Below are 18,531 nucleotides of genomic sequence, written 5' to 3' on the forward strand. Positions count from 1 at the left end.
GGCCAACATTCAGATTATGTTACAACGAATACAGCCATCAAGCCAAATCTAATTCCAAAACACGCTCTTATAATCAATCAAGTAAGGCTTCAGTTTGCCTTCGACAACAATATGCTCTTGGGGATTGATATCGAAACTAATAACACGAGAGCGCATCCACTGATAGCGACCGCTCTTTAGCTTGAAGAACATGTTGGGAGTGAATATCCTGCCCCCGCCGGGTTGGTTGAGCACTGCTTTAAACGAGAAGCTGCCATCGACAATAAGAATTAGCTTAAAGAAAGACTCGTCGAAGTTGTTGCTACCACCAGTCACAAAGCCTAGGGTAGTACCTAGTCCCTGAACATGCCCTTTTACGGCACAATTGCCAAGCTGATTATTGGTGGCACAGGCTGTAATCAACAGCAAGCAGACAACTAATAGCAGCTTCAAACTCTTTTTGATTATTTTCATGACTAGCTAGGCTGAAGTAGACGCTGATTGCAGATGTGTATGAAAGTAGTCTAACGACTGACCGCCCAATATATGAAGACTCACGAGTAGAATTGATTCGCTCTAACCTGAAAACGCATCTTACGAAGGGCCCAGTAAAATGAGATGCAGGCACACTTGTGTGTTAGTCGATGCAATTGAGTCGTCCGACAGACAAACAAGATCAAAGATGTTAACACTAACCCAAGTTGCACGATATAAAGGTCTTGCCAGCCAGTGGAGTAGCTTTGGAGTATCTCACGCTCTAAACTGCCCCCACTCATGGCTGACAAGACTATTGCAATCTACTGCTTCTTCGATGACTTATTCAAAGCCATGGCGCGCCATACCGATGTACACTGCAAAGTCAACGATGCCCAAATTGCCACCACTGCATTGATAGCGGCCCTCAAATTCTATGGCAATCATGCCGCTGCCTGTGACTACATGCACCAACACCACCAGATGGCCAGCATCGACAAATCCACCTTCAACCGGCGACTGCATCGGCTGGAATTCGCCTTACTGACCATCTTCCAAGCACTGGGCCTGAGTCTCAAAGAACTCAATACCTCAGCACGTTACATCATCGACTCCTTTCCGGTAGCCATTTGTCGAAACTGCCGTATACCCGTTTGTAAGTTGCTGACCAATAAGGCTTATCGGGGGTACAACGAAGCCAAAAAGGAGTACTTCTACGGATTCAAAGTTCAGTTGCTCATTACCACCGATGGCCTTCCAGTGGACTATTATGTGACGGCGGGCAGCTTTCATGACGCGACCGCCTTGCAGGCAATGCACTTGGACTTACCCGCTGGAAGTATCGTTTACGGCGACAGTGGCTACACCGACTACGAACAGGAGGATCTATATGCGGAGTGCGAACAGATCACGCTATCGGTGCATCGACGTAAGAATAGCCGACGTCCAGATGAAGCCTGGCAGCGGTATCTGAAGAAACTTACCCGCAAATCAATTAAAACGGTGATTTCGACCATCGAGAACCGCTTTCCCCGTAAGATTCATGCGGTGACGGTGCAGGGCTTTCTGCTGAAGGTGTTCTTGTTCATTTTAGCTGACACTGTGAACAAATGCCTGGTATAGCCCTATCTCGCAACTTAGATTAACACTATTCAACTACGTATCGATTGAATCTGCTGATTTTTCGTCTCAACTATGTTTTTGCTAATCTATTAGGGGACTGACCAGATGCAATTTCATCAAGAGACTATTTTTCGATCGTCAATAATATAGATGTCCCAAACAGAAAAGTGATTGTCCCATCTACAAAGGTGCGAGCCACCAAAAAAGCCGTCTTTTGTCTGTACCGTGGCTTCCTACTTCTCATCAACCACTGCCGCTCTCTTAACAAACTCAGGCTTGTAGTAACTATGCCATCTATACTTACAGTAACCCGATGGGCGAAAGGCTATCCCAATGGGCTTAGACAAATCGTCGCCACTCCAGAACCGGGCCTTAGTCTGATTAGTGCCCGTCAGTGGTATGCCAGCGAGCATGACCTAACACTACTTGCTGGCGTTCCTAGCGACAGAGTTACGTTATACTGGGATCGGAATAATCGGCTAGTGCGACTTGCTTTTGAGGAGACCTCAACCCCGTACCCCGTAGTACAGGGTAGGAAAGAAACGAATTAGTAACTGCGTTGGCCATCTCGTCTCGTCAAACGCTCCAAAATTAGATGGTTAATGGGCGTGTAAGTAAAACCCTTACCCTGGAGACTTCTTCATTCAGGATCGCTTCGGTACAGGTCTGAAAACCCAGCAATTAGCGGTATGAAACAAGATGGCTATACCAGTATTCTCCTTGGACTTGGGCTTACTTGCCTGATGGGTGTATTTCAGAGCTGGCTCCATTTTCAGGCGGGTGTTGATGTCTACACCCTTGCCTCGTTTCGAAGCTGGTTTTTGGTAACCAGCCTGATATCTTTCATCACCACGCTGCTAATTCTCGCCTATTACCGTCACCGAAACTATAAGGTGGCCTTTTGGACTGGACTAGTGGCCTCTCTCACCACAGTTGCCAGCCTGGCTTACCTGTTTTCGGCCACCCTGTACCCCATTTTTCGTAGACATCCCGATGGTGTCATGCTCATAGGTGTTGTAATCAACTTGGTTTATGCCCTAAGCCTGGTGGTTTCTAACGCCAATAGCAGGCCTTGGTTAAAGCGAGCAGGTATCCTGTCAGCTATGCTCTGTCTGGCCCACATGATAACTCTGATTTGGTTTAGGCAGCTAAACCCGTATCCCCCCAGCGCTACCCTGGATTGGATTCGACAATGGCTTTTCCTGCTGGAACGGCTAGTGCCAGTTTTGTTCTTCTTGAATTTCATCGAGGAGTACCCACATGCCCTTGTCGATCATAACAGTTCTGACTCGTTGAATCGATTTCATTTAGCCCGAGGCATACTAACTCTTCTGAGTATCTATTTGCTGAGTGTGAGTATGGACTTAGTCAGCCAAAACTACCAGTTAACCCATGTATCAGGCAGGCAAATTGCGCTAGCGCAATCCTTTGAAGAGGGCTGCTATATCAGCCAACAAGGGGACACTTTACTGTACCGGCTCTTAACGCCCGCCGACTACAACCCTCAAAAGCGCTACCCGCTGGTTGTGGCCCTGCCTTATTCCTGCTGGCTGGATAATACGAGGCAGATTGATGCGTGTCCAATGGCCAAATGGCTTAGTACCGATGAGAACAAACGAAAATATCCTGCCTTTGTGTTTGTGCCTCGCTGTCCCCCCCATACGGGCTGGGGCGGTATTGCCAATACGCCTTCCATCGCTGGGCTAGCCATGGCGGCTATTGTTGCTCTTGACAAGAACTACCCGATTGATCCGCAAAGGCGTTACATATCTGGTGTGTCACGGGGTGGTTATGGTTCGTGGCACATGCTAGGTCTGCAGCCGGAGTTGTTTGCGGCCGCTATTCCCGTCTGTGGCGAAGGGAATCCTGATCAGGCCAGAACCATGACCTCGGTTGGTATTTGGGCCTTTCATGGGGCTAAAGACGTCAATGTACCCGTTAGCGGTTCGCGCGATATGGTTTCTGCTTTGCAGAAAGCCGGCGGTAGGCCTCGGTATACCGAATACGCTGATGGCGGTCACGGTATTTGGGAGGAGGTGATTAAAACGCCCGGCTTATTAGATTGGTTATTTGCTCAAAAGCGAGCGAACAGTGCCTCAGAAGCTAATCATCGCTAATAACTCTCATAACTGAGATGGAACAATTTCAATACTTACCTTCTAGCAGCACCCTCCCTCGCTTGGCTTCGTTCATGAACGTGTTGTAGTTGATACCTCGCTTGCCAATCGATACCCCCGAACAATCGAAGATGTAACTGGCTGGCGAGCTGACAAAGGCATTGCTTACCATCAGAAAATCCTCCCCTTTGTAGCCGTACGTGACTACTTGTAAGGGCCCACTTTTAGGCTGCTGAAAAAAGGCTATCTGATCTTTCTGCCAGGAGACTGTCGTTAGCGACTCGGTAGAAAAGCAAGAGTTCGTCTCGCTGTCGGGATTGACTTCTTGTCTAGAGCTACAGGTTTGGGCCGTAGAGAGGCCTGTGATTAGGATGGCGATGATGGGCGAAACGGATCTCATGGCAGTAGATAACAAAAGGGTTTTTGCAGGTAGACTCTGTTGCTTAAGCATCGGTTGTACTGGTGGAATAGTTTAGCAAACAAAAGCCTGTAAATGGCTAATCTACTGAGATCTAGTCGCTCCCCCTTGAGACGAAAAGCGCTGAAGTGCATGCTTCATAAACTGGGCTTTTAAAGGCCCACTGCCTACTTTTCGTACTTTCCAAAATAGCACCAGAATAGATTCATGCTAGAACACCCAGTTAGTACCTGTAGGCTACAGGATAGGGACTGATTAATCTTGCCAACCGGCTGGCTTGTTGGGCGTTCGCGTATCGCTCTCGACACAAACCGCTGTGGGGGTCGGCCGTAAGGGCGCTCGTTTCACCCGACCCGTGTTGGGGTCGGTGGCTAGATCCTCGGGGGAAGGCTTCAGGCCAGTCATCCCCAGGAAAAGACCCGGTGAATTACCCCCGTTCTGCTTCCGATCCAGCCAATAGCGCACCGTCGCTACGGCGGAAGCCGAAAAATAGCCAACAACGGCTTCGGTGCGATTAGCCATATTGCGCACATTGCCAATCAGGGCGGTGGGTGGTCCATCCGCCAGGCCGCCCGTTTGCTGGGTCTGGGCCTGGTCCAGTCGGTAATACCGGTAGGCTTTGGGGCTGAGTGAACTCTGCCGAATCTCCACCAGACACCCAGTCTCACTGTAGTAAGGAATCTGGGCTACTTGATAGCGTTGAATCAAGTTGCCGTTACTCAGCCGATCCTCGTATAAATTCAGGTCCAGATTGCGAATGATCTCCCAACACGAGCCTCGGCAAGCGTAATCGTGCACATAGTAAGGAACGGGTAGATCATCAGTGTAACAACCTTCGTCCAGCGTACTGCTGATGGGACTGGTCATGAGGTAAAAGCCCTGCTGACAGGTGCGACACCAGTCCTGCTTTTCCCACAGCTTCCAGTCCCAGCGGTAATAATTGAGCTGGTCAGCGGGATCCTGCCAGTCAACAAAAAAATCATTCGACCCCCGGTATTGGTTGGTTGCCCCGTGGTAGATCTCGACCGGCAGGCTGGCTGGATTAAACTGAGTACGCACGTTCCTGAAGGCTGGCACGGCTGGCATGATTTCCTGATCAGATCGGTAGGCGGTCCCGTCGGGGAGGGTAAAGCAGAGCTGATAGCGATGACCGACCTGGCCCATAAAGTCATCGGGGGCCTGATAGCGGCCGGCCGCCGTTTCCCGCAAGACCACCACCTGCACCGAATCAATCCGGATTTCCACCCGGACGCCAGTTAACGGAAAGGTGGCCGATAGGCCGGTGAGTGGTTCCGACTGGGCGCGACTCAAGCGGACAAGCTGCGGTTCGGCCAGGTTGGTAATTGTGCCTTCGACGACGAGAATATCCAGACGTTGCCGCAGTGTTTGATCCAGCGAATCAATACAGCCGACCGGCACCAGTAGGGTCAGCCAACAAGCGAGCAAAAGAACGGTAGCGGAGCGCATAGACGACGGGGTGTGCCGGTTGAAATAACGATGCGAAACCAAACAGCGACGACAGGGGATGAGGGGTAGCGCCATAAAGTCGAATCAGTTAAACGCCATGTTATAGGTTAAACTGGGGATGGGCGCCCCGAAAATACTGAGGCGATAGGCGTTTGTTACCTGGGCTTCGGTACGATAAAAGATCGAATAGATGTTTCGGCGGCCGTACAAATTATACACCGTAAACGTCCAGTGCCCCTGCCAGCGCCGATTCTTCAGACTTGGGTTATAGATGTTCCAGGCGAAATCCAGCCGGTGGTAGTCCGGCAGGCGATACTGGTTGCGCTCGTTATAATAGGGATACACCCGGTTTCGGTACCGCAGAAAGCCCTCGGGCGCGGTGTAGGGACGCCCCGTACTGTAGGCGACAGTAAACGAAAAGCTGTGGTGGCGCCCCTGCCGGATTGTCAGGTTCATATTCACGCTATGGGGCCGGTCATAATTGGCCCGGTACCAGTCTCCCCCGTTGATTTGTTGCCCAAAATCGGTTCCTTCGCTGACCTGGTTCAAGGTGCGGGCGAGCGTGTAGTTGAGCCACCCCGTCAGTTCCCCTTTCTTTTTTGCCACCATCAGCTCCAGGCCGTAGGATTTGTTGCGCCCCCTGAGCAACTGGGTTTCGGGATAGGCCTGCAACAGAAAATCAGCCCCCGGTTTGTAGTCCAGAATGTGCTGGGTGTTGCGCCAGTAGGCCTCGGCCGATAACTCCCAAATGTTGTTTTTTATGTTTTGCGAATACCCCACCGAAAACAGCTGGCTCACCTGGGGTTTGATGTGCGCATCCGCCGTCTTCCAGCGGGCGGTCGGCAGGGGCGTTGTGGTGTTGGTGATCACTTGCAGATACTGCCGCATCAGGTTGTAGCCGAGCTTGACCGACGAGGTGGCCGTCAGGGCATACCGAAGTCCTAGTCGGGGTTCCAGGCCGCCGTATCGCTGGCTTACCTGCCCCGCCCGGTAGATCGTCGAATCGACGACCGTAGGCCCATCGCTCACGGGCCCCACCGGGTAGTGGCGGACCAGGGATGGTCCCAGGTTCAGGAAGCGGGTGTAGCGCAGGCCGGCCGAAATGGCCAGTTTATCGGATAAACTAAGTTCGTCTTCGGCATGAACGCTTAGTTCCAGCGCCTGCTCGGCGGGCGTTTTCTGGTAGTTGACCGCCCGGCTGGTGCCGGGTATTAACTCGCCGGGGTTCAACTGGTAATGCGTGCCGCTGATACCCACTTCAATCTTTTGGTTCGTCAGCTGGTAGTTGAGGTTTGACTTAAGTTGCCGGTGCAGCAGCCCTTGTTTGAGCACGACCTGATTGCGGGTGCTGTCTTCGGTCGATAGAATGCGGGGGATGTACTGACTGATCAGGGCGGTCGTTTGCAGGTTTAGCCGCTTATCCACGGCGTGAAACCAGCGGACCATGCCGTTGGTTGCCCGGTGGGCATACTGTGAACTCACCGCGTTCACGTTGGCCAGGCTGCCCAATAGATTGGTCTGAAACCGATCCTGGCTGTAGTACCCCATGGCCGTGATGGTGTTACGTTCGTCGACCCGCCAGAACAGCTTGGCGGTTCCCTCCCCGAAGGTCGCCCGAATGTTCTCAAACTGGGGCGACACCGCCCGCAGCAGAAAGTCAGTAAACGCTCCTCGTCCCGCGACGAGCAGGGCTACTTTACCCGCAACGATGGGCGTCTCCAGGGCGAGTCGATTGGCCACTAAACTGACCCCACCCGTCAACCGGAATTGATTGAGGTCGGGGTTTTTCAGGGTGATATCGAGGACGGAGGCCGCCCGCCCCCCGTAGCGGGCGGGTACGTTGCCCTTGTACAGATCGATCCCATTGACGGCATCGGGGGGAAAAACGGAAAACAGCCCGAACATGTGCGTGGGGTTAAAAATGGGGGTGTCGTCCAGCAAAATCAGGTTCTGGTCGGTGGTGCCCCCCCGGATGTTGACGCCGTTAGCGGCCTCGCCCACGCTGCTGACGCCGGGCAGCAGCTGCAGACTGCGCAGGATGTCGATTTCACCCAGGGCAGCCGGCATTTTTTTGATGGCCGTCATGCTGATCTGACTCACGCCCAGCAGGGGCTGGCGCACGTTGCGGTCGAAGCCTTTGCTGGTGACGGCAACTTCCTCGAGCTGGCTGGCCACCGACGCCAGGGTAATCGTCCGGGGGGTATTGTCGTGAACGGCGAGCAGCTGGTGGTAGGGCACGTATCCCAGGTAGCGCACGACCAGCGCGTGTCGGCCGGGGCTGACATTGAGGGCAAAACGCCCGTCGGCATCGGTGTAGGTACCCTTGGCGGCTTTCTCATAATCGACGACAACCGCGGCCCGGGCGAGGGGCTGCCGGGTGGCCGAGTCGAGTACGGTGCCCGACAGCAGGTAGGTAATCTGGGCCTGGGCATCCAGGGCACTACCCAGCAGCCATAATCCGAAGAAAATGTGTTTCATAACCCGCAACGTCCCATCAGGGCGCCAGCTACATACGTACGTAACAGGACCGAATTTTTGGTAACCAGAGTAAGTCAGCCCAAACCAAATGCCCCTGTTGGGCTGACTCAGACCGTCGGTAGGCCGACGACGGATCCAAAACTCGTTGAAGCGGCAAAGCTAGGTAAACTACTCATTGATGCTGATACTTAAGAATATCAGCATCAATGAGTCCCAACCGTTCCCGTGTTCATTCGGTGAATAAGTTCCGTATTTGTATCCCAAACGAGACAGAATCTACCTAGGGTGTCGTCCTATTCGTGGAACGGTTATGGCCCTTTAGCCAGCGCTACCCCGACAAGCTGGAAGCCCAAAGGAGTAAAGCCGGTTGAAAAGACGGTCCAAAAGAGCACGTCTCCGTTTGTTTTATATCTTGGTGGACAGAACCTTACTTAATACCCTACCAATGCGCCTATTCGCTGCACTAGCCAACTTACTTTGTCCTCTTGTGCTCACGCTTAGTACCTGCGGTGGCTGGGCTCAAACGCCCCCCCCAACTGAACCCCATATCAAAGTCGTGCTGATGGGCACCTTCCACTTCGGTGACACCGGCGATAAAGGCAAAATCGCCTTTGATGATCTGTTCGCCCCCAACCGACAGCAACAGCTCCAACGCCTGACCAATCAGCTGGCAGCCCTCAAACCCGACCAGATCTTTGTGGAGAGAGAGCCAAGTGAGCAGGCCCAGTGGGATAGCGTCTTTCACCAATATCGGGCGCACCAACTCGATACCAATGCCATCCGTAACGAAATCTTCCAGGTCGCCATTCGGGCCGCCAACAAGGCGGGTCTCGCCCAGGTGCTTTGCGTCGACCACCAGCAGCCCCTGCCCTACCAGAAGCTGGAGGCCTTTGCCCGGCGATACAACACCGACTCGCTAGTTCAGGCAAAGGTGGCCCGCTACAAATTATTGAGCTTGGACTACCCCTATCCCAAGAAGACCAAGACTTTAGCGGCCAGTTCTTTGCCAGAGTACTATCTGTATATCAACTCGAAAGCGTATAGCGCCATTGATCGGGCTGATTACCTAGTGTATCCCCCAGCCTATGGATACGATGAGGATTACACGGGCGTGGAGATGCTGACGAGCTGGTACGACCGGAATGCTAAGATATTCACCAACATTTTGCGGCGGGCTCGTCCCGAGGATAAGTTGTATGTGGTGTTGTTTGGCTCCTCACACATGCTTCCCTTGCGGCATTACTTTGAGAACCATCCTTATTTTGAGGTGGTTGAGTTAGCCTCAGTGGTACAGCCTTGAGGGCCAAGGGGGGGGGGATACGTTAAGCAGATTTAGGGTAGTAAGTAACGTATGCTACTGACCAGAGTTGACAATTGTCAAAGACAATCGTCTCAAAAATTGCTCACCTGTGAGACAAAGACATCTATCCTAGATCCGCTAGTTCGCTACGTAAAGGGGGATATTGGATTAAATAAAATGGTAGAGTCTTGTTTAGGGCTGTAGCTATGTAGTTAAATAAGTTTGGTTGAGGACACACGTTCGTAAATCACCCTACTATTGTCGCAATTGGCCCCCATCGACATGTCTAGCCTGGTCTAATTTTGGGCAAAAAGAAAATTAGATGAGAAAGTTAGTTTTGTTCGCCCATATATCCCTGAATGGTTTTGCCGCAGACAATGACGGCGGCCTGGGCTTTTTGTCCTACAATGAGGAGCTTCAACTATTCGCTAAGCAGGTAGTAAAAACGGTAGGCGCGGCTGTTTACGGTAAGAATACGTATCAATTAATGGCCGGTTACTGGCCCACCGTTTTGGCCGATCCGAACGCGGATAACCACTCGCTTGACCATGCCCGATGGGTGCAACAAGTTCCCAAAATCGTTTTTTCCACCACCTTGCCCAGTGCCGATTGGCATAATACGCGGCTGATCAAGGACAATGTGGTGGAGGAGGTGAATAAGCTCAAACAGCAAGAGGGTAACGATCTAGTGATCTTCGGCAGTCCTGGCTTAGCCAAAAGTCTAATAAATCTGGGCCTCATTGATGAATATAAACTAACGCTGCATCCGGTCCTAGTTGGGAAAGGTATCTCTCTATTCGATAGCCATACACCATTGAGTAAACTGATCTTACTGGAATCAAAAACCCTAGGGTCAGGGGTATTAACATTGCATTACGCGGCACAGTAATGAGCTTTCATCAGCTCGTTACCTGCAAATGTTCATCTGATTTTCTTCGCGAAAGAAGTCATTAGACAATTAAGAGTGCTACCCTTTCAACAACTTTCTCAAAATAACGCTCAATTGTGAGACACAGCTTTCCTTAGTGTAACCTCCACGGTGGTCGGTAATTTTTACCGTCCAACATAGAGGTACCTTTTCGTTTTACCCCAATTTGCCTGACCAAAAGCTAGTCAATAGTTGTTTGTTACTTCAGCAATACTTCCCAGAACATAGCCACACCATCCACGGGTCGGAATACAAATAAGCGATCGTTAATTAAAACAGGTTTCAGCGAATAGGATTCGTAGTTAGGAGCCAAGCTCGACAAATCGTAGACAGCCGTGATTCGCTGTTCTACGGTCGAGTATCGGACCAGACCATCTTCAAACAGTGTGCTGTAAACGTTTTCACTACCTGCGCTTAGCAGAAAGCTGATTTGAGAGCCGAAGCCTGTCAATACATCCGTTCCCTGAAGAAGAACCAATCTGGAATTGGCATAACCCAGCTTGGCTAACTGCGTATTGAGCGAAGTAGCCTCTACGATTTGGTCTGAAGATGGTTGGTATTGAACAATCTTCGTGCGGTAGTCCGTTGGGGCAGTTCCCCAGATGCCGGAAATTGGGACGGCATTGTAGAACCTTTGATTGGAACCCATTGCATACGGAAGCGAGCCGATATTGGCTAATAGACTGGCTCGGGCAACCTGCGTAGTTTGTCGCTTGACGGCATCAAACTCCAGGATGCCGTAGGGGTAATTTAGATAAAAATAAGCCTTGCCATTAACGGACAACTGATAAAAACTGTTAAATAGATTCTCACCCAGCGATTTCCCTAAATCAGTCCATTGATCGACCGCAGGGTCATATTCCCACATTGAGGGGGTCGGTCGCTGGGCTCCATACCAATAAAGCGGGCTGGAGTGAACGTATAACTTGTTGTCCAGGGAGAAAACAATTGGTGAATTGGGGAACACGTTGGTGCCTAAGTCTGCCTTAGCCTCCCACTTGTCAATATCGGCGTTATAGACTTGCAGCGCTCCGGTTGGGTAAAAGGCGTAGATACGGCCGTTTAGTGTAAACAGCTGCTGATAATTCGGAATCAGAGTTTGGTTGCCAGATGTCAGAGGTGTAGGAATAGAAGACCGCTGAGCTAGCTTGATGGGCAGCAGGGTAGGCCGGGTGGGCAACTGAAAACGGATCGCTGAAGGGTTTAGTTTTTGATCACTCTCCTTTTGATTGTAGCGGCCATAAAGAACGCGCCCGTCGGACAAAATCACGTATGGATCTACGTAATAGGGTTGTCCGGTAACAAGATCAGAAAATACCGCTTTCGCTATGGCCGAGCCAGTCGACAAGTTTGTTATGGCTTTAATGCGACGAGTGTTTACGGCCGTAATTTGGGGTAAGCTGTCGGTTTGGGATAAACAAAAGCCAGCCTCGCGAATGCTGACTTTACTCTTGTCAAAGTAAAGGTTGGCCGTCGCCGAAACAGAAGACAAATTGCTTGTTCGGGCTGACAAATAAACGACTGAGAACGTAAGTGGAATCTGATTGATGCCAATCTCGACTAAATTTTGATTCGAATTAGGATCAGGATTAAGCTCTGGCGTGGGTCGGCAGCTACCTGCCAGTGTGAGCAAGATAAGTAGATAAAGACATTTCATACTGTATATCGGAATGGTAAACTGTTACTAAAGAAATGATCGAAAATCAAAAGACAAATTAGGCCTAAAATCTTACTTGTCCGGATCTAATTATCTTTTAAGAAGATAAGCTTGACGAAGAAAATAGCAGGGTTGGTTTACTTGTACTGGTGACTGGCGAGACACTTACCATCAAGCCTTTTTTTGCCCGAAAGCTAGGAGAACGTCTAGGGGGCTGTTTCATCTTACGAAACGACACTTTCCGACCCGATCAACGTTTGATCGTGGTGTTTGTTTAGCTTTGCCGAAGCACACTTCCCTGTGCTTGATTTCTACTTGGCGGGTTAGTTTGCTCCCAAATTCCTTTTTTACAGGAAGAATAACTCTTGCTATTACCTTGTTGCTTCCTTCTGTCAAGCAACCAAATCTTACTTATGGATGAGATTGTGGGGTAAATGACAGTCTTCCCTCTATCTATAAAAAGGCTCCCACCTGAGACGAAGTAGTATTAATAGGGATGTTTCAGGTACAGCTTTGCTGACCTAACCAGTAGTAAAACAACTTAGATCCGTAGTTGCCCAATCTATTAAAGAATGAAAACCAAATCATCAATCTTAGTTAAAGACTAGATCGAAATAGCGGTTTGTGTAGTGATCCACTTGCCGACACCATAACCACCAAATAGGACCCCAAGCCTGGTTCGCTCGGGGACAAGTTAATCGATCAGTGATTTGATCAATGACCCACTCCTTATCAAAGCCGTCCCAAACACCGGTCCCACTTCGTAAGTTGTCAATCAGCACTGGGGCTACCTCGGCGTAATTAATGCGCTTAATCTCAGCCTGAGAAAACCCACTTTGGGCAAACACATGTCGTATATAAGCCAAATCAGAGGCTTGTAATGGTGTGTCTAGATAGAAATCGGCCAGAGTTAACCAGACTAGACGACGCTCACTAGTGAAATATTCCATAAGGGTGTTCACTAAAATCCTTACTCGATGTCTAAATACAATGTGATTATACATCTAATCGGTCCAGTTCGTCAATCGGCAATTTACTTTCACCATTTTCTTACCCCACAGAAGCCATCCTGGCTAATGTTGACAACAAAACTAACTGTATTAGCCTCGGCCTTAGAGGCTAAATACGACGAGACAAGGGCATTTTGGTCCAACATTGCTCTGTTGAACAACGCTATAATCCGGATCTCCCAACGGAAGGTCCACTATCTATTTCCAAGCAAAGAAGCATTTTCTGAGACGAATATATTTAATACCTGTCAACGCCAGTTAGTAGCATACGCTGAGTATTCTCCTGACAATTTTCATTGTAAGTGATATGCCGAACCGAAGAGTATATAGGTCAAAAAGGTGTATCCTGTGCAGGCACTTATTAGAGGTCTTTGGCAACTGCCCGGCCAGAGAATAGACAGCCTCCCAGGAACGTATCTTCCAGGGCTCGGTACCCATGCATGCCACCCCCGCCAAAGCCAGCTACTTCACCGGCCGCGTATAAGCCGGAAATGGGGAGGCCCTCTTCGGTCAGTACCTGACCGGATAAGTTTGTTTTTAAGCCCCCAGTGTTTTTCGGGTAATGATGTGCAGCCGAACGGCGATAAGTGGCCCCATGCTGGAGTCTAACAATCGGTTCCCACAAGAAACGAAGGTGCGTTCGTGGAACTGTAACTTAATCGTAGACCAAAATCGTGACGCTTATCCATGGTGCGCTTGATGAGCCTGATATGACCATAGTGGTACATCGTATGTTTGATAGTACAATAAATAGCTTCTCGTTTCATAATGGGGTTAAGCGAGCAGTTGGGGGTGGCTCTAACGAGTCATCTAATTCTGAATCCTTATTTACCGTTTCGTTGGTGTTAAAAATTCCACTAGTGGTCAAAGTATGTTCTAACTAATCACATCAGATAAGACACGAGTAGTAACCTAAAAACTAGCATTCAGCACGTGGTGGTGGCAAAATGACTGTGTCAGTATCCTTCTTTTACGATTGCACTATTTAAAGTATCTTTTAGCACTGACAATCCTAGACTATAATTTTTCCTATCGGGTACATATACTTATAGAATTGTCTAAAAACAATCCTGAATAAGACTTTACCGGTCTGTCTCCACCATATCATTACCGTTTATTACTTATGGTTACACTCTACTGGGCAATTCTAATTTTCGAAGACGGCCTGACATAAATTAGAAAACTTAGGCTACGGCCCCCATATTTACAAAAAAATCCCACGACAGTTTGGCGACCAGACGTGGGATTGATGAGCCGTTTAATGTTTTATCACTAAACAAGTTAAATGTAATGGCAAATTACTTTTATTCCAAATGGTGGCAATCCGCTTGCGCTTCCTGGCTACTAGTGGGCGCTTCAATGCTGACTTCCTGTGAGCAAAACTTGGTAGAAGAGGGAAGCTTAGTTAATCAATCAGCCAGATTAGAAGCACTGGCTGCTGACACCTCGGGCTGGGGGCCAATCGTTCCGATTGCCGAATCTCCCCTTAAACAGTTCCAGAATCAAAAGCCTGCAGCACACCGAAGCGCTGCGGCCAATGATCTCACCCCTTCTGATCTGTATGACATTGCCGATTTTCCCATCAATCTGATTGTTAAAGAAAACAACACGGGGCAGTTGTTTTTAACCTCGCAGGGAGAAAATCAAGTATTGACCTTCGGGTCAGAAAACACGGGTAATTTGAATCAACGATTTTCACTTGGCATTCTTCCCTTGACAGGATATGTAATTATCAAGACTGCTGACGGAAAGCTGGTATCAGCTGGTCAGTACACCAATCAGCCCGGCGTTGATGTGCTATATGTCAAGCCTGACAACAGTACAATCGGTGCTAGCTGGAATTTCCGTTCGGGCCAGGTAACATCAGGCTCTTTTATCTTAGAAAATGCCGATGTACTGGGTTTTGATGGACCAGAACCAACCTTTGGCAATGTTTACAACAAAGTCATCGGAAGCCAGGGGAACAGCATCTACTTTGATAAGTACAGAAATCAAGCCAAACAGGAGTTTGAGATCAGCTTACTGGATGATTTCGAAGTGCAGGGTATTCAGTACATCAATGATGCAACGGCTAGTGTAACCAGGATCCCCGATTTCATCGTAAACTGGACGTATACCAATGGATCATCCGTGCAACAAAGCATCACTACTGATTTCGGTCAGAAAGCTAGCAAAACCTCTACGTTCGCTAACAAGAACACGTTTACGGCCAAAGTTAGTACGTCCGTAAAAGTAGGCATTCCTTTCATTGCGAATGGACAAATATCCACCGAATTGACCGGAGCAACGGAAAGTACGTACGGTGGCAGCGAAGGCTTCGAAGATACGCGCAACTATAACATTCCTTTGTTAGTGCCTGCCAACACCCGAATCACGGCCACGGCCACTGTTGCCCGCTACCAAATGAACGTTAACTATATTGCTACGTTACGTGGCAGAAATACGGGCAAGATTGTTCGGGTAGCTGGTACCTGGAGTGGCGTCGATTGTACGGATATAAACGTTGGGGTGCAACAAACCAATTTACGTACGATGGCAGTCGTTACTATGCCGACGGTGAAAGTCGTCGATAAAAACAATCAATAGTTCGGTTAGCTAGTACTAACATTGACAGCTATCGGCAGGTCGATGAATGCATTGCTGTATTCATCGACTTGCCGATAGCTTGTCTAATGATAAGGACTCATAGCTGGGTTCACATCGCTACTTATATCAACCGTCTAACCTGTGTATACATGAAAACGTCTTATTATATCGGTCTACTCCTGCTCGTTGGAGGCCTATCCTGTAAACGGACTTCTGATCAGATACAACCCACCTTACCTGAAGTCAACCAGGAAGAAAAGTACACACTACTTAGTATTACTTACACCGCTCTACCTGGGAGCAGCGAAGGAGAAACCATTGAGCAGCGTCCCAACTTAGAGTATGCCAATCAGACCAATCTGCGACAAAAGGTCGTTGTAGACCCGGGTGGCATTTTCGAACGGTCAACGTTTAGAAAAGACACGAATCAATCTTACCAAGTTGATGATCAGGGGCAGGTCTTTCCAGTACCTATTGATATCCAAAACAACCAGGTTTCATTGGGAGCAAAAAAATGGCGATATGCCGAAGAGGAAACGAAGCTACCCACCTCGTTAGTTTTCAAAGACTCTGTCTATGTTGAATCAGGCAAGAAGTTGACCGGCAAGTTGTCGATGACTTACAGAAAACTTCAAGCCTCCTACGCGGCGCAACTAAAAGGGAACTCGAGTGGCCGACTGGTTACCTTACACGGAACGTGGACCGGTCTGTATCCCGTGAAAAAGAACTTCACCTATGCGATTCAAGACCTTTAATTGATTATGGCCAGTTGGTAGGCAAAGGCAAGACAAACTTACCCCTGTATCTTTGCCAGATCTGTACTCGCCAGCTGTTCTGAAGCTGAACGAAGCCAATTTACTCGATCAGCTGTGGAGGTAGATATGGACAAACAGAAAACAAGATCAGCCATGAAAGCGATTCACTTTTCTATTGATATGCGCTCCTTTATCCTGGGAGCGCTCACCCTGCTGGGGCTGCTGTTATTAGCTAATTTCACCCCCTCTCAAACTAAAGTATCCGAACCGGATACAACCCAGAATCGGCGCTACCAAGCTGTTACTGGTCCACAAGGCTCTATCATTTTAGATACCCAAACCGGGCAATACATCCTAGTCTATGGTCCGGGGAAAGGCCTGCGGACTAAGTTTGATTTCAATGAACTGGAGCCAAAAGGAAAATAAAAGAGCCGGATAGCAGTTCCCTCTGGTTCATCGGGCTGAGGGTCTTTATGTTTCAACTCACTTATTCCATAGCGACAACTACCTGCTGGTATGGACGATGAGGTAGCCTCTTAAATACACTTGGTCAAATCGTCAAAGGGCTATTATTAAATGGATTGTCCTAAAAAAACGCCTGCTTGAGACGTCTAACGTTCAGACATCCGCTTCAACATACGGGCGTTCTAATAGACTGTCTGTTTTAATAACTGTCAACTACTAGCCGTAGCATATGATGGTAATTTAAGCAAAACTTAGAAGCTTAACTCGTTGATACGTGTCTGGTTGATATAATCGTACTGATACGTATGAAAGGTATCCATAGTAAGCTGCTCGACAACCCGATAGCCCCGGTACAGTGTTCCCCAACTGCTGCCAAAATGGGCGTCAAAGAGAAGAGCGATCGAACCTGCCACTACCTCAAAGTCTTTGTTATGATCGTGACCATGAAATACCGCCCGCACAGCAGGATAACGGTTTAAGACGGTAACAACATCCCCGCATACGTCGGTGGCCGTGGCATTGTGAATGTAAGGAATGTGCATAAATAAGAACACCGGCCGATCGGTACGGGCGCTTTTCATTGCTGCATCGAGCCACTGACTGTCACCACATAAATAGTCGCCAGCTTCATTAGAGGTATCTAGCAAAACCAGGGTATTATGCGACAATTAATTTTAATAACTGTCAACTCCTGTCAGTAGTATAAGGACGGTCATAACCTGATTTTTTATGACCAGATAAGTAATCGCAGGTCAGCTACTATGGACAAGGTGAAGTTATGTCAATCGTACGGGAGACATAGGTTGAACGCTACGTTTCAATTCAGCAGTTGCTTTCTATACTGCTGCGGACTCAGGCCAATTTCCCGCTTGAAAAGCCGGGAGAAATAAGGCATATTGTCAAAGCCCAGCGCATAAGCAATCTCGGTAATATTCCGATCAGACCCTCTCATCAGATGTTTCGCTTCGGAAATCAGAAAAATGTGGATCAATTCAATCGCTGTTTTACCCGTCTCCTGCTTGAGCAAGTCGCTCAGATAACGGGTCGACATATTCAGGGATGATGCGATGAATTTTACTGAGGGTAACCCTTTATCCAAATAACCTTGTCCTGAATAATACTGCTTTAAGACCTCATTGAACCGGGTAACAGTCTTTCCGGAAAGCTCGAACCGGTTGATGAATTGTCGTTTATAAAAACGCTGGGAGTATTTTAAGATGGAGTCAAGGTGGGTGAGCATGATCTCCCGGCTGTACTCATCGGGGTTGTTATGATATTCCAACTCGATTTTGTTGAAAATCTCCCAGACGATTTCTTCCTCTTTGGGCGAAAGATGTAACGCTTCATTGGTATCGTAATCGAAATAACTGAAGTTACTAATCGCCTGCCGCAACGGATGGCCAGCCAACAGATCTTCATGAAAATAAATCACAAAACCGTTTTCTTCCAGGTCAACATCCCGAATCTCCACCACCTGTCTGGGGCTAGCGAAGGATAGCGAGCCACAGTCATGGTCGTACTTCGTCCTGCCGTATTTATAGATCCCCGATTTCATTTTCTTGAAACTAATCATATAAAAATCACTCGTGAATTCACTGGCCGCGATCGAGCATGAGGTTGTCTTGTCACAGCGTATCAGGCTAATTAGCGGATTGGCCGGCCGGGGATACTGATTGACGCGATGCAGCTCAGTGATGGTGCTGAAGTGTTTCATGTGCTTACCGATGTATAACCCTAAACGATGCCAGTGTCAGAATATATCCTTATTTCGTTAG

Annotated in this window: 17 protein-coding genes; 8 read left to right on the forward strand and 9 right to left on the reverse strand. The window is 48.8% G+C overall.

The genetic code is table 11. The features are described 5' to 3' along the window. Positions 1-48: 48 nt before the first annotated feature. Positions 49-453 carry a hypothetical protein gene (locus ACYVAD_RS15410; RefSeq protein WP_461140401.1) on the reverse strand — a complete coding sequence of 135 codons (405 nt, stop codon included), beginning with the start codon at positions 451-453 and terminating at the stop codon, positions 49-51. A gap of 300 nt (positions 454-753) precedes the next feature. Here ACYVAD_RS15410 and ACYVAD_RS15415 point away from each other — a divergent pair, with 300 nt between their 5' ends. The 3 genes from ACYVAD_RS15415 to ACYVAD_RS15425 all read left to right on the forward strand — a co-directional run bounded on the left by ACYVAD_RS15415 (position 754) and on the right by ACYVAD_RS15425 (position 3,692). Beyond that, the gene (locus ACYVAD_RS15415) at positions 754-1,575 is read left to right on the forward strand and encodes an IS982 family transposase (protein WP_461140402.1); all 822 of its coding nucleotides are present in this window, start codon (positions 754-756) and stop codon (positions 1,573-1,575) included. A gap of 287 nt (positions 1,576-1,862) precedes the next feature. Then, complete coding sequence (locus ACYVAD_RS15420; protein ID WP_461140403.1) at positions 1,863-2,126, forward strand: hypothetical protein; 264 nt, start codon at positions 1,863-1,865, stop codon at positions 2,124-2,126. A 138-nt stretch (positions 2,127-2,264) separates the two neighbouring features. Continuing rightward, the gene (locus ACYVAD_RS15425) at positions 2,265-3,692 is read left to right on the forward strand and encodes a carboxylesterase family protein (RefSeq protein WP_461140404.1); all 1,428 of its coding nucleotides are present in this window, start codon (positions 2,265-2,267) and stop codon (positions 3,690-3,692) included. Between the two features lie 28 nt (positions 3,693-3,720). Here ACYVAD_RS15425 and ACYVAD_RS15430 read toward each other — a convergent pair whose 3' ends face one another. The 3 genes from ACYVAD_RS15430 to ACYVAD_RS15440 form a co-directional block, all read right to left on the reverse strand. Further along, entirely contained in the window at positions 3,721-4,092 is a 372-nt protein-coding gene (locus ACYVAD_RS15430; protein WP_461140405.1) for a hypothetical protein, read from the reverse strand. Positions 4,093-4,365: 273 nt separating this feature from the next. Continuing rightward, entirely contained in the window at positions 4,366-5,577 is a 1,212-nt protein-coding gene (locus ACYVAD_RS15435; RefSeq protein ID WP_461140406.1) for a DUF4249 domain-containing protein, read from the reverse strand. 84 nt (positions 5,578-5,661) lie between these two features. Continuing rightward, on the reverse strand, positions 5,662-8,055 hold the full coding sequence (locus tag ACYVAD_RS15440; RefSeq protein ID WP_461140407.1) for a TonB-dependent receptor: 2,394 nt from the start codon (positions 8,053-8,055) through the stop codon (positions 5,662-5,664). 487 nt (positions 8,056-8,542) lie between these two features. On the opposite strand from ACYVAD_RS15440, the gene ACYVAD_RS15445 reads away from it, so the two are divergent. Together ACYVAD_RS15445 and ACYVAD_RS15450 are read left to right on the forward strand one after the other, a co-directional pair. Continuing rightward, on the forward strand, positions 8,543-9,355 hold the full coding sequence (locus tag ACYVAD_RS15445; protein WP_461140408.1) for a DUF5694 domain-containing protein: 813 nt from the start codon (positions 8,543-8,545) through the stop codon (positions 9,353-9,355). 322 nt (positions 9,356-9,677) lie between these two features. Next, on the forward strand, positions 9,678-10,244 hold the full coding sequence (locus ACYVAD_RS15450) for a dihydrofolate reductase family protein (RefSeq protein ID WP_461140409.1): 567 nt from the start codon (positions 9,678-9,680) through the stop codon (positions 10,242-10,244). A 238-nt stretch (positions 10,245-10,482) separates the two neighbouring features. Here ACYVAD_RS15450 and ACYVAD_RS15455 read toward each other — a convergent pair whose 3' ends face one another. The 3 genes from ACYVAD_RS15455 to ACYVAD_RS15465 form a co-directional block, all read right to left on the reverse strand. After that, positions 10,483-11,940 (reverse strand): Kelch repeat-containing protein, encoded by a 1,458-nt coding sequence (locus tag ACYVAD_RS15455; RefSeq protein WP_461140410.1) that lies wholly within the window; start codon positions 11,938-11,940, stop codon positions 10,483-10,485. 593 nt (positions 11,941-12,533) lie between these two features. Beyond that, entirely contained in the window at positions 12,534-12,944 is a 411-nt protein-coding gene (locus tag ACYVAD_RS15460; protein WP_461140411.1) for a DUF7079 family protein, read from the reverse strand. 367 nt (positions 12,945-13,311) lie between these two features. Then, the gene (locus tag ACYVAD_RS15465) at positions 13,312-13,575 is read right to left on the reverse strand and encodes an FAD-binding protein (RefSeq protein ID WP_461140412.1); all 264 of its coding nucleotides are present in this window, start codon (positions 13,573-13,575) and stop codon (positions 13,312-13,314) included. Between the two features lie 665 nt (positions 13,576-14,240). Here ACYVAD_RS15465 and ACYVAD_RS15470 point away from each other — a divergent pair. The 3 genes from ACYVAD_RS15470 to ACYVAD_RS15480 all read left to right on the forward strand — a co-directional run bounded on the left by ACYVAD_RS15470 (position 14,241) and on the right by ACYVAD_RS15480 (position 16,717). Beyond that, entirely contained in the window at positions 14,241-15,536 is a 1,296-nt protein-coding gene (locus ACYVAD_RS15470; RefSeq protein ID WP_461140413.1) for an ETX/MTX2 family pore-forming toxin, read from the forward strand. Positions 15,537-15,685: 149 nt separating this feature from the next. Continuing rightward, positions 15,686-16,291 carry a hypothetical protein gene (locus ACYVAD_RS15475; RefSeq protein WP_461140414.1) on the forward strand — a complete coding sequence of 202 codons (606 nt, stop codon included), beginning with the start codon at positions 15,686-15,688 and terminating at the stop codon, positions 16,289-16,291. Between the two features lie 153 nt (positions 16,292-16,444). Continuing rightward, a complete protein-coding gene (locus ACYVAD_RS15480) occupies positions 16,445-16,717 on the forward strand; it encodes a hypothetical protein (protein WP_461140415.1) in 273 nt (90 codons plus the stop codon). Between the two features lie 290 nt (positions 16,718-17,007). Here the strand turns inward: ACYVAD_RS15480 and ACYVAD_RS15485 are convergent, their stop codons facing one another. Both ACYVAD_RS15485 and ACYVAD_RS15490 read right to left on the reverse strand, forming a co-directional pair. Further along, the gene (locus tag ACYVAD_RS15485; protein ID WP_461140416.1) at positions 17,008-17,337 is read right to left on the reverse strand and encodes a hypothetical protein; all 330 of its coding nucleotides are present in this window, start codon (positions 17,335-17,337) and stop codon (positions 17,008-17,010) included. Between the two features lie 236 nt (positions 17,338-17,573). After that, positions 17,574-18,470, reverse strand: coding sequence for a helix-turn-helix domain-containing protein (locus ACYVAD_RS15490; RefSeq protein ID WP_461140417.1), 897 nt, complete (start codon positions 18,468-18,470; stop codon positions 17,574-17,576). Between the last annotated feature and the right edge of the window lie 61 nt (positions 18,471-18,531).

This window comes from Spirosoma pomorum (genome assembly GCF_054776615.1).